Genomic DNA, 11,651 nt, shown 5'->3' on the forward strand with positions numbered 1-11,651 from the left:
GGGGCGATGCTACTGCACGGGCTGGCTGGCTTCAGTGATGGACACAGGTCGTGCCATGCTGTCGAACGTATTGACCTTCCAGATGTAGCGCACGCCATCCTGCTCGATGACCTTCTGCAACAACGGTATCTGCTTGGCTGCGATGATTCCGCTGGCACGCTGATATGCCGGTCGCCCGGCCAATGCCGGATAGCTGCCGGAAGCGTCAAGCTGATAGCTGAGGGTGGTGGCGCGGCCCGGCTGGACCGAGGAAAGCAGATAGCCTTCGTCCACATTGAATCGATTGCCAAAGGTGTGCCGGGTGGTGACACCCTCTGCATCCTTGACGTCCACCCACTTCGTGGCCGGCGAATTCGCCTGGCACAGTTCCTTGCTGCCGTCGGCATAGCACCCGTTGGCCGGGCCGTAACTGTAGGCCCACGTATAAGGCTGGTCGATGCCCGGCCCGGTGACTGTCCTGGAAACCAGCGACCACGTGTAGTACCTGGCGGGCGTGTATTCGATCGAGTCGAGGAACCCGCTACCCGTGCTGTCGGGCATATTGCAGCCATAACGCGCCCACGAGCGGCCATGCAGCGTCGGCTCGAAGCGATACCTCGCCACTGCACCACTGGGATGGCGGATCGAACCGGAATGGCCGTAGGTCACCACACCCGGATTCCGGCAGAAACCCCGCTCTGCGGGAACGGCACCGGCACCCATGGTGCCTACGTTGAACCCCGTAGTCTGCCAGTAGGACTGGTCCGGGAAGGTGACCTTGTAGCCACCCACCACGGTACCGTAGGTCCACGTCCTCCCGCCCGCACGGACCGCGCTCACTTCGCTTGGCAGCGTGCTGGGCGATCCAGCCGTCCATTCGAGATCGACGGTGCGGCCATCGTTGGCTGCGATGCGCAGCAACTGCCGTGGATTTGCCGGATCCCACGTGTAGGTCACCGAATTTCCAAACCGGTCTCGGGCACTGGTCGGAAGAATATGGAACTCCTGCCGGAAAAGAACGAACTCGAACTCCGTAACCGAGCCGAAGTTTCCCCGCGAGTATCCCTTCTTGATCAATGGCGGTCCGCTACCAAGGCTGGCCATATGATTGAGCGTGTAGGTGATGCCGGCAGGCGTTGTGACTTCGAAGCCCTCACCCGCCCCGTCGTCCATGGCGACGCAGCGGATGACATTGCCGCTCTTGGTTCGCATCGGGTACGCATGGCCTGTACTCGGCACCGGCCATTCGTTGCTTTGCGCGAGTAGATCCTCGTCACCGGTCTCTGGCAGGTAGAGCTGCGTTCCATGCCAGAACTCGTCGGAGTTGAAGTACTCGGTGAATGTCCCTGGCCCGGTCGGCGTCTGCGCCTTCACCGTGACGATCTCGGTTGGAGGCGGGGTGAACTTCGAACAGCGGTTGAGCGGCTCGGCCACCACGTAATTCTTCCATCCCCCCTGGGTGCTGAACGTTCCATGCACCCTGGGCAGGGCCAGGTCCCACACCCCGAACATGCCCAATCCCTGCCGGCCCTGCGCACCTGCCACCAAGCGCCGCTTGATGCCCACCTCCAGCGCACTGTTGCCCGGCAGGTCGACGTCCGTCTGCAGAAATTCCACCGAGCCGGTAAACAGCCCGATCCTTTCCCCGAACATGTCACCGGTATCCAACTGCAGAATCTGCCCGCGGGCATTCAGCGCCGCCGCGTAGTCCTCCATCACCGTCGAGCCGCGGTTGGCGCTCGACGCAGGCAGGGCCGTCATACACAGCAGCGCAGCTGCCGCGATCCTTGCGTACATGGTGTCCCCCTCGTCGACGAAGCAGAGCTTACTTCGCGCTCGTCGGCACCCGCAAGGATGATTCCCCGCACGTCACAGCGTCCTGACCCGCCCCGGCGGCCCTGGAAACGCCGTTACTCAGATACGCGTCGTGGCCATGAACCGTTCGCGGTCCTGCTGCGTGCGGCGGCGGATCTCCTCCAGCGCCTGGCTTTCGGTCGCCTGCAGCATGGCCTCGAACAGACGCTGGAAGTGATGGCGCATCGCATTGCGCGCGGCCACCGGATCGCGCGCGCGCAGGGCTTCGAAGATCGCCATGTGCTCGTCGGCACGGCTGGCGCCATCATCATGGCAGACCCGTGCATAGACCTCGGTTACCCGCGGCAGTTCGCTGCGCATGCGCCAGATCTGCTGCACGAAGAACTCCACCACCGGGTTACCGGAAAGCCGTGCGATGGCCAGGTGGAAACGGCGGTCGTACTCGCCGGCTTCCGCGTCGCTCAGGTCGCGACGGCACAGCGCTTCGGCCAGCGCCTGCAGCTCGGCAATGCCGGCATCATCCAGATTGCTTGCCGCCAGAGCGGCGGCCTCGGCCTCGAATACCGCGCGGGCAGCGGTGAGGTCGAAGGCGCTGACATCCGGCAGCCCGCCGGGCGCCTGCGTCGGGCGCGGCTTCACATGCACGCCCGAACCGATGCGGATCGCGATCCAGCCCTGTGCTTCCAGTGCGATCTCGGCTTCGCGGATGGTGACCCGGCTGACACCGAACCGTTCGGCCAGTTCACGCTCGCCCGGCAGCCGCGAGCCCGGTGGAAATTCGCCGTCCTCGATCAGCTTGCGGAGCTTGGCAGCGATGGTCTGGTAAAGGCGGTTGGCGGACATGCGGCTGACCCTTGGCGATTCCTTCCCGGTCCCTGCCCTGCCACCGCGGCCGGCAAGGGTCCGGTTGGAGCGACGGCGCGACCACTGGCCGCGCCGCCCTGTTCAGAACTTGTATCGTACACCGAAATACGCACGTCGCCCGTAGGTCACCACTTCGCGGAAGTTCCCATAAAGCGGCTGGTAGGCCACGCGCGGCTCGTTGGTCAGGTTCATCAACTCCAGCGACAGCGACAACCGCTTGTTCACCCGGTAGCGCAGGCGCAGGTCCACGCTGGTGTTGTCATCGTAGTAGCGGTTCTGCTGTGCGGTGTTGCCGGTGAAGTCCTGGTAGTAGTGCGAGCGGAACTTGCCGATGGCCTGGATGTTGAAGCGCCCGACGTCCCAGTAGATCGAGCCGGACAGGACGTGCCGCGAGAAGCCGCTGAGGCCCGCCGGCGGCACGATCGCCGGAAGGATCGTGCCGTCACTGGCCAGCTGCTCGCCCAGTCGCGAGTCCTGGGTCCGGTAGTCGGCATCGGCGTAGTTGTAACTGACCTTGAAGCCCAGCCCGTCGAACGGCTTGGGCAGGTACGACAGTCGATGGGTGGCGGTCAGCTCGAAGCCGGTCAGCGTGCTGTCCTCGTCGGTGGTTACCTGCTGGCGTACCGGCACGGTCACGCTCTGGCCGTCGATGGTGTAGGTCTCCGGCACCAGCGCAGTGGCGGTGCCGCCGTTGAACTGCTTCCAGTACACCGCGCCGGCCAGCATCGTGTCCGGGTTCGGGTACCACTCCAGTGACAGGTCGCCGTTCCAGGACATCAGCGGCTGCGCGGCGGGGTTGCCGCTGGCGCTGATGTCATCCAGCGCGTCGGCCAGATTGCCGTAGGTGGCATCACTGCTCACGTTGATGGTGCGCCCGGCACCCAGCGCGGCGATGTCCGGCCGTGACATCGCGCGGTATGCACCGACCCGCAGCAACACGTCCGGGCGCAGTTCGAAGGCCGCGTTGAGGCTGGGCAGCAGCTTGTCGTTGCCCGCCTTGAACACCTGCGTGCTGTACGCACCGGTGGGTTGCAGGCGGATCGTGCCGTCACCATTGTCCTCGATACGCAGCCCGGTACGCACGCCTTCGGAGCGAACGTCGGTCTTGACCCAGCGCAGGCCGAGGTTGCCGGTCACCGGCAAGCCGAACAGGCTGCTGCTGAACTCCCCCATCAGATAGAGCGCGCGTGTCTTCTCGGTGATATCGACATTGTTCGGATCCTGGAAACCCGGATCCAACCCACTGTCGAGGCTGCCACGGAACGACTGGTACAGGCAGTTCGGATCGAAGTACGCCCACGAGGAGATCGTGTTGCCGCTGGCGGCATCCATGAAGTCATCCTGTGGGAACGGCGCGCGGCAGACCTGGTTGGCGGCGATGATCTTCGCCTTGTCGGCCGCCACGCGCTGGTCGTAATCGCTTACCAGGGTGTTGTCGCGCAGGCGGTAGTCCGCCTGGCTGGCACGCACGCCACCCTTGATACGGGTGAAGAAGCCGGACTCCGGCATGAAGCTGGCATCGAAGCGGCCGGCCTTGATCCTGTGGTCGTTCTCCGTTGCGCTGGAGGTGACGCGCGCCGCGCCGGTGTAGGCGTCCCAGTTGTTGGGGTCGAAGTTCGGCGCCAGCGCGACACTGGGCACTTCGCCGTGCCAGTCCCAGTCATAGTCCACGTAGCCGGTGGCACCACTGCTGATGCCCGGCACGATGGCATTGTTGACGTCGCGCTGGTTGGCACGAAGGCGGGTCATGCGCTCGCTGTCGAGGCGATTGGTGTGCGAGTACGAAAGATCCGTGGACAGTTCCCAGGCCGGGGTCGGTCGCAGGATCAGGTTCAGGCCACCCCCGGTGTACTCCTCACCACGCCAGTAGCGGTTTGAGGTGGAATCAATCGAGGTGCTGCCATGCAGGTGGCGCACGATGCCGTCCTCGTCCACCTCGCGCCGGGTGATGCCACGGCGGGCGTTGGACAGGCTCAGGTCGCTGCGGTTCTCGTACCAGTTGCGCTCGGTGTGTTCGAAGTCGAGGTTCACTTCAACCACGTCATTGGGCCGCCACTGCAATGCGGCGAACTCGCTCTGCCGGTCGTTACGCTCCTGCTTGAGCCGGTAGATGCGGCTGCTTGGCACCAGGTAGTACGGCGCGCCGTTGGCGATGGCCTGCGCGGACACTTCATTGCAGTTGGCATTGCCCACGTTCTGCGTGCCATCGCAGGCATACCAGGTGGAACCGCTGGTGATGCTCTCTTCCGGGTCGGTGCCGTCCAGGCGCTGGAAGCCCAGCGAGATGCCCAGCTTCTGCCCGTTGCCGAACTCGAACTGGTCGATGTAGCTGGCGGTGCCGCGATAGCCGATGCCGTCGTCGTCGCGGTACTTCTTGTCATACTCGGCCCAGCTGCCGCGCAGGTCCAGCTGCGCCGCACGCTTGCCGTACTCCAGTGGGCGCACTGTTTCCAGGCCGATGGTGCCAGCCACGCCGCCTTCGATGATGTCGGCGCGCTGGGTCTTGTAGATGGCCACCGTATTGATCAGCTCGGCGGGGAACATGTTGAAGTTCACCGAGCGGTCGCCGCTGCCGTTGGTGATCTCGCGGCCATTGAAGTTGGTGCTGCTGAGGAAGGCGCCCAGGCCACGGATGGAGATTTCCGAGGCGCCGGTCTTGTCGCGGGTCGAAGCGGCGCCGGTCAGGGTCTCGATCGCATCGGCCAGCGAAGGCGCCGGCAGGTCGCCGATGTCATCGGCCGAGAGCACGTCGGCAATGACCGTGTCATCGCGCTTCTTGTTGATCGAACTCTGCATCGATTCGCGGATGCCGGTGACCTGCACCTGGTCCAGCGTGGTGGGATCCTGCCCTGCCGCGTCCTTGCCGGATTGCGCCTGGGCCGTGGGCAGCCCCGCCAGCACGGCGAGCAGCGCCACGATCAGGGGTGTGGGGGACAACGAGATGCTGTGCACTGCTCCGGCGGGTCGCCGCATGGTTTCCTCCTCCCAAAGGATCGCCTGCATGCCAGGCGTGGGACGCAGCTTCGGCACGGCGACATGAAAATGTCAACCAATTGGTATGCGATTGTTCAAATGCCTTTGATCCATACCACTTGATCGCAATTTAATGTGCTCATGCAGCATGACTTTGCGCGAAAGCTGGCTTACAACAGACCCGAAAGTGGTATGCAGGCCCACCCTGAAACGACGGCCCGGCCGTCCCTGGAAGGATTTCATGCGCATTCACTCGCTGGCGCGTCACCGATCCAATGATTCATGGCCGTTTTGCCTGACCACTGGTCTGGCAATGTGCCTGACCACTTCAGCAGCAAGTGCAGCCAGCTGGCTCGTCCACGATGTCGCGGAGTTCACTACCGCCGCCTCGGCGCTGCAGCCTGGCGATGAGATCGTGCTGGCTGACGGCACCTGGACCGATGCCAGGCTGCTGCTTAAGGGTCAGGGCACGGCAGCCGCACCGATCGTGCTGCGCGCGCAGACCGCCGGCAAGGTCGTCCTCAGCGGACGCTCGGACCTGCGCCTGGCCGGGAACTACCTGCAGGTGTCCAACCTGGTGTTCCGCAACGGCTATGCGCCGGGTGATGCGGTGGTGGCGTTCCGCGAGTCGAGCAAGGCAGTCGCCAGCAACAGCCGCGTCACCGGCCTGGTGATCGATGACTACACCAACCCGGATGCCAGCGACCAGGACTACTGGGTATCGCTGTATGGCAGCAACAACCGGTTGGATCACAGCCAGCTGCGCGGCAAGACCAACGCCGGGCCGACCGTGGTGGTGGTGCGCGATGCCACCCAGGGCCTGGACAACCAGCACCGTATCGACCACAACTGGTTCGGGCCGCGCCCGGCGCTGGGCGTCAACGGGGGCGAAACGATCCGCGTCGGCACCAGCGACAGCTCACTGAGCGATTCCAACAGCACGGTGGAGAACAACTGGTTCGAAGGCTGCGACGGCGAGACCGAGATCATCAGCAACAAGTCCGGCGGCAACACCTACCGCGGCAACGTGTTCTACCGTTCGGCCGGCGCATTGACCCTGCGCCATGGCAACGGCAACCGGGTGATCGACAACGTCTTCCTCGGCGATGACAAGGCCGGCACCGGCGGCGTACGCATCATCAACGCCGACCAGACCGTCAGCAACAACTACTTCGAGCGGCTGGCCGGGTCCAGCAACCGTTCGGCACTGGCGGTGATGGATGCGCAGGCCAGTCCTCCGCTGTCCGGCTATGCGCCTGTGGTGAATGCCACGATCAATCGCAACACCTTCGTGGACGTGGCGAAGATCAGTTTCGGCGTCGGCCACGATGAAGCCAAAGGCATCGTGGTCGCCGCCAGCAGCAGCCGCTTCACCGGCAACCTGATCGTCAACCGCAACAGCAGCAACCCACCAACTGCCGCCAGTTCGCTGGCCGGCATCGACTTCAGCGGCAACGTGCAGTCGCCGGCAGCCAGCACCGTGTTCCCGGGTGGCGTAGAGGGCCGTGGCGTCAGCCTGCAGCAGGCTGCCAGCGGATTGTGGGTGGCCACGCCTGCCCTGCCCGCCGTGGGCGCCGATCCTGCCCTGGCGATGACCGCGCGCGAGGCGACCGGCGTCGCCTGGTATCCCAAGGTGGGCGAAGTTGCCCTGTCACGCACCCGCAATGGAGTTGATCGATGAGGTTGCAGCCGCTGTTCGTCTCCCTGGCCTTGACCTGTCCCGTTGCCTTGATGCCGGCCCCGCTGCTGGCGGCTCCGGCCACCGTCGCGCGACAGGCCGAAGCCGCACCGGTGTTGGTCACCGCCGCACAGTGGCAGCAGATGGCCAGTGAAGGCAGCCGCTACCCGTGGTTCGCCAAGGAGCAGGCGCGCACCGAGGCAACGCTGAAGAAGATGATGAAGGCCGGTATCGACGTGCCGGTGCCCAGGGACAAAGGCGGCGGGCGCACGCATGAACAGCACAAGCGCAACTACCAGGCACTGTTGGCGGCGGGCACGCTGTACCGGTTGACCGGCGACAGGGCCTACGTGGACTACGCGCGCGACATGCTGCTGCAGTATGCCAAGCTGTACCCGACGCTCGGCCCGCACCCGGAAGGCAGGGGCCAGATTCCCGGCCGCGTGTTCTGGCAGGTGCTCAACGATTCGGTATGGCTGGTCAACGCCATCCAGGGCTATGACGCGATCCGTGACGTGCTGTCCGCCGAGGACCGCAACACCATCGAATCGAAGGTGTTCCGGCCGATGGCCGAGTTCCTCGTCAGCGAGCCGAAGAACTACGACCAGATCCATAACCACGCCACGTGGGCGGTGGCCGCCACCGGCATGACCGGCTACGTGCTGCGCGACCAGGAACTGGTGGAGAAGTCCCTGCGCGGCAGCCAGAAGGACGACAAGTTCGGCTTCCTGCGGCAGATCGACCTGCTGTTCTCGCCCGATGGCTACTACGAGGAAGGCCCCTACTACCAGCGCTATGCACTGGCGCCGTTCCTGCTGTTCGCCAACGCCATCGAACGCAATGAGCCGCAGCGGAAGATCTTCGCGCGTCGCGATGGCGTGCTGCTGAAGGCGGTGGATGTGCTGGTGCAGTCCAGCTATGGCGGCCTGTTCTTCCCGATCAACGATGCGATCCTGGACAAGGGCATCGACACCGAAGAGCTGGTGGCCGGCATCGGCATCGCCTATGCGCGCACCGGTGATGACCGCCTGCTGTCGGTGGCCGAGCAGCAGAAGCGCCTGCTGTTGTCACCCGAAGGCCTGCAGGTGGCGCAGGCACTGGCCGCCAACAAGGCCAAGCCCTTCGACTACCGCCCGATGCTGCTGCGCGACGGCCCCGACGGCGACCGCGGCGGCCTGGCGATCCTGCGCATGAACGGCGAACGCGGCCAGGCACTGGTGCAGAAGGACACGATGCAGGGCATGGGCCACGGCCACTTCGACAAGCTCAACTGGCTGTTCTACGACAACGGCAACCCGGTGGTGACCGATTACGGCGCCGCCCGCTTCCTCAACGTGGAAGCCAAGCGCGGTGGCATCTACCTGGCCGAGAACCGCAGCTGGGCCAAGCAGACCGTGGCCCACAACACCCTGGTGGTGGACGAGCAGAGCCACTTCAACGGCGACTGGAAGCGTGGCGAGGCGCATGCCCCGCAGGTGCGCTTCTTCCAGGCCGACGCCGATACCCAGATTGCCTCGGCAACGATGCGCGATGCCTATCCCGGCGTGGCGTTCACCCGCACCCAGGCGCTGCTGCGCCACCCGGACCTGGGCCTGCCGGTGGTGCTGGACCTGCTGCAGGTGCACGGCGACAAGGCCGCGCGCTACGACCTGCCGCTGCACTTCAACGGCCACATCGTCACCACCGGCTTCGAGGCCGAGCACTTCCCCAGCCAGCGCCCGGTGCTGGGGAAGGACAACGGCTACCAGCACCTGTGGCTTGATGCACGCAGCAAACCCGGCAGCGAGCCGCGGTCGCTGGCGTGGCTGCTGGACGGGCGCTTCTACACCTACCGCTTCGGCAGCAGTGCGCCGGCGCAGGCGCTGCTGGTGGAAAGCGGTGCGAACGATCCGGAATTCAACCTGCGCCGTGAGCCTGCCCTGCTGCAGCGCGTGGACGGCCACAAGGACGTCACCTTCTTCAGCGTGCTGGAGCCGCATGGCGAGTACAACGGCACCGCCGAGTACGTGCACGGCGCCGACAGCCGCATCAGGGACATCGTGCGCACCCGCGGCAGCGATGCCGAGGTGATCGAGCTGCGCCTGGCCAGCGGTGCACGCATCGCCTTGGGTGTGGCCGACGACAGCAGCGCCAAGGGCGAGCACAGCGTGACCGTCGACGGCCACGTCTACCGCTGGAACGGCAGCCATGCGCGCCTGGACCGCAGCAAGGGTGACGGCAAATGAACGGCCCTGCGGTGGTGGCCAAGCTGCGCAAGGTGCCGGTGCGTTCAGCCGTGCGCTGGCTGATCGTGGGCCTGATTGCCGTGGCCACGGTCATCAACTACATCGACCGCAACGCACTGGCGGTGATGTGGCCGGAAATCGCCAGGGAAGTGGGCGCGACCAAGGATGACTACGCCCTGCTGGTGACGGTGTTCATGCTGTTCTACGCCGCCGGCCAGTTCCTGTTCGGCCGCCTGTTCGACATGATCGGCACGCGCCTGGGTTTCGCCCTGTCGATCAGCGTGTGGTCGATCTCCATCGCCCTGCACTCGATCACCCATTCGATGCTGTCCTTCAGCCTGGTGCGGGCGATGCTGGGCATCAGCGAGGCCGGTGCGTGGCCGGGCGCGGTGAAGGCCAATGCCGAGTGGTTCCCGGCGCGCGAGCGCGCATTGGCGCAAGGCGTGTTCAACGCGGGTGCGTCGATCGGCGCGATCGTGTCCGCACCGGCCATCGCCGGCTTGTACCTGTGGCTGGGCTGGCGCGGCACCTTCGTGCTGGTCGGTGCAATCGGTTTCCTGTGGCTGCTGCCATGGCTGTTTGTCTACCGCGCCGGCCCGGACAAGCACCCGTGGGTGAGCGATGCCGAGCGCCGGCTGATCCAGGAAGACCAGGCCGGGCAACAGGCGGTGGTGGCGCCGAAGGCCAGCGTTCGTGAGCTGCTGGCCCACCGGCAGAGCTGGGGCATGCTCGCCTGCCGCTTCCTGCTGGACCCGATCTGGTGGCTGTTCGTGTCCTGGCTGCCGATCTACCTGGCTGAAACCTTCGGCTTCGACATCAAGCAGATCGGCCTGTTCGCCTGGGTTCCGTTTGTCGGCGCGATGCTGGGCAGCCTGAGTGGTGGCTGGTTGTCCGGGCGCCTGATACGCGCCGGGCACAGCGTGGACCGCGCCCGCAAGCTGTCCATAACGCTGGGCTGCGTGGTCATGGCTCCTGCCCTGCTGGGTGCCGTGCTGGCCAACCAGCCGCTGCTGGCGGTGCTGGCAATCGCTGCGGTGCTGTTCGGCTTCCAGGTGGCCATCGGCAACATCCAGACCCTGCCGGGCGACCTGTTCGACGGCCGCTCGGTGGGCACGCTGGCAGGCCTGGGTGGCCTGGCCGCCGTGGCCGGCACCTTGATCACCACCTGGCTGGTGCCGGTGCTGACCCGCCACTCCTATGCCCCGATCTTCATCCTCGTTGCCGCCCTGGTGCCGCTGTCGCTGGCCGCGCTGTGGTGGTGGACCGGCCCTATCCGGAAGCTCGACCGCCGCGGCGGTTGAGCCCACGTTTTTCATTCCCCCGCAAACCAAGGAGTTTTCCGCATGTCGTTCCAGGACAAGGTGGCCATTGTCACCGGCGGTGGCCGCGATATCGGTCGCGCCGTTTCGATCAAGCTGGCTGCCGCCGGTGCACGCGTCTGCATCAACTACGCCAATGACGAGGCCAGTGCCCAGGAAACGCTGGCACGGATCCAGGCGGCCGGTGGCCAGGCCATGGTGCATCGCGCCGACGTCACCGATGCCACGGCCGTCGCCGGCCTGGTCGCTGCGGCACAGGCCGCGTTCGGCGAGCGCATCGACCTGCTGGTGAACGTGGCCGGTGGCATGGTGCAGCGCCGGCCGCTGGCCGACATCGACCCGGTGTTCTTCCACACCGTGATGGACCTGAACCTGACCTCGACCTACCTCACCACCCACGCGGTGGTGCCGCACATGCGCGAAGGCGCGGCCATCGTCAACTTCGCCTCGCAGGCAGGTCGTGATGGCGGCGGCCCGGGCGCATCGATCTACGCCACCGCCAAGGCGGCGGTGATGACCTTCACCCGCGCCATGGCCAAGGAGCTGGGGCCGAAGGGTATCCGGGTGAACGCGCTGTGCTGCGGCATGATCGCCACCCGCTTCCACGATGAATTCACCAAGCCGGAAGTACGCACAGCCGTTGCCGGCGCCACCCCGTTGCGCCGCCAGGGCGCGCCGGACGAAGCCGCCGACGCTGCGGTGTTCCTGGCCTCGGATGCGGCGGCGTTCATCACCGGCGCGAATCTGGACGTCAACGGCGGCACCTACTTCTCCTGACACCTGACCGGACTCCTGCCC

Annotated in this window: 7 protein-coding genes; 4 read left to right on the forward strand and 3 right to left on the reverse strand. The window is 65.6% G+C overall.

The genetic code is table 11. The features are described 5' to 3' along the window. Nucleotides 1-9: 9 nt before the first annotated feature. The 3 genes from AC5P67_RS09480 to AC5P67_RS09490 form a co-directional block, all read right to left on the reverse strand. Nucleotides 10-1,776 carry a wall associated protein gene (locus tag AC5P67_RS09480; protein ID WP_495214620.1) on the reverse strand — a complete coding sequence of 589 codons (1,767 nt, stop codon included), beginning with the start codon at nt 1,774-1,776 and terminating at the stop codon, nt 10-12. Nucleotides 1,777-1,893: 117 nt separating this feature from the next. Continuing rightward, nucleotides 1,894-2,637 (reverse strand): FadR/GntR family transcriptional regulator, encoded by a 744-nt coding sequence (locus tag AC5P67_RS09485; protein WP_005409753.1) that lies wholly within the window; start codon nt 2,635-2,637, stop codon nt 1,894-1,896. Nucleotides 2,638-2,739: 102 nt separating this feature from the next. Next, complete coding sequence (locus tag AC5P67_RS09490; protein WP_049460002.1) at nt 2,740-5,631, reverse strand: TonB-dependent receptor; 2,892 nt, start codon at nt 5,629-5,631, stop codon at nt 2,740-2,742. A gap of 241 nt (nt 5,632-5,872) precedes the next feature. Between AC5P67_RS09490 and AC5P67_RS09495 the strand changes: the two genes are divergently transcribed. Genes AC5P67_RS09495 through AC5P67_RS09510 form a run of 4 tightly spaced genes read left to right on the forward strand, consistent with a single transcriptional unit; the run spans nt 5,873 to nt 11,630 of the window. Beyond that, a complete protein-coding gene (locus AC5P67_RS09495; protein ID WP_114618370.1) occupies nt 5,873-7,312 on the forward strand; it encodes a polysaccharide lyase 6 family protein in 1,440 nt (479 codons plus the stop codon). Then, on the forward strand, nt 7,309-9,534 hold the full coding sequence (locus tag AC5P67_RS09500; RefSeq protein ID WP_114618369.1) for an oligoalginate lyase: 2,226 nt from the start codon (nt 7,309-7,311) through the stop codon (nt 9,532-9,534). Before AC5P67_RS09495 ends, AC5P67_RS09500 begins: the two co-directional genes overlap by 4 nt. Further along, nucleotides 9,531-10,835, forward strand: coding sequence for an MFS transporter (locus tag AC5P67_RS09505; protein WP_024956790.1), 1,305 nt, complete (start codon nt 9,531-9,533; stop codon nt 10,833-10,835). Before AC5P67_RS09500 ends, AC5P67_RS09505 begins: the two co-directional genes overlap by 4 nt. A gap of 42 nt (nt 10,836-10,877) precedes the next feature. Continuing rightward, nucleotides 10,878-11,630 carry an SDR family NAD(P)-dependent oxidoreductase gene (locus AC5P67_RS09510; RefSeq protein WP_005413520.1) on the forward strand — a complete coding sequence of 251 codons (753 nt, stop codon included), beginning with the start codon at nt 10,878-10,880 and terminating at the stop codon, nt 11,628-11,630. Nucleotides 11,631-11,651 lie beyond the last annotated feature (21 nt).

Source organism: Stenotrophomonas sp. YJH_SMC_21 (assembly GCF_059369555.1).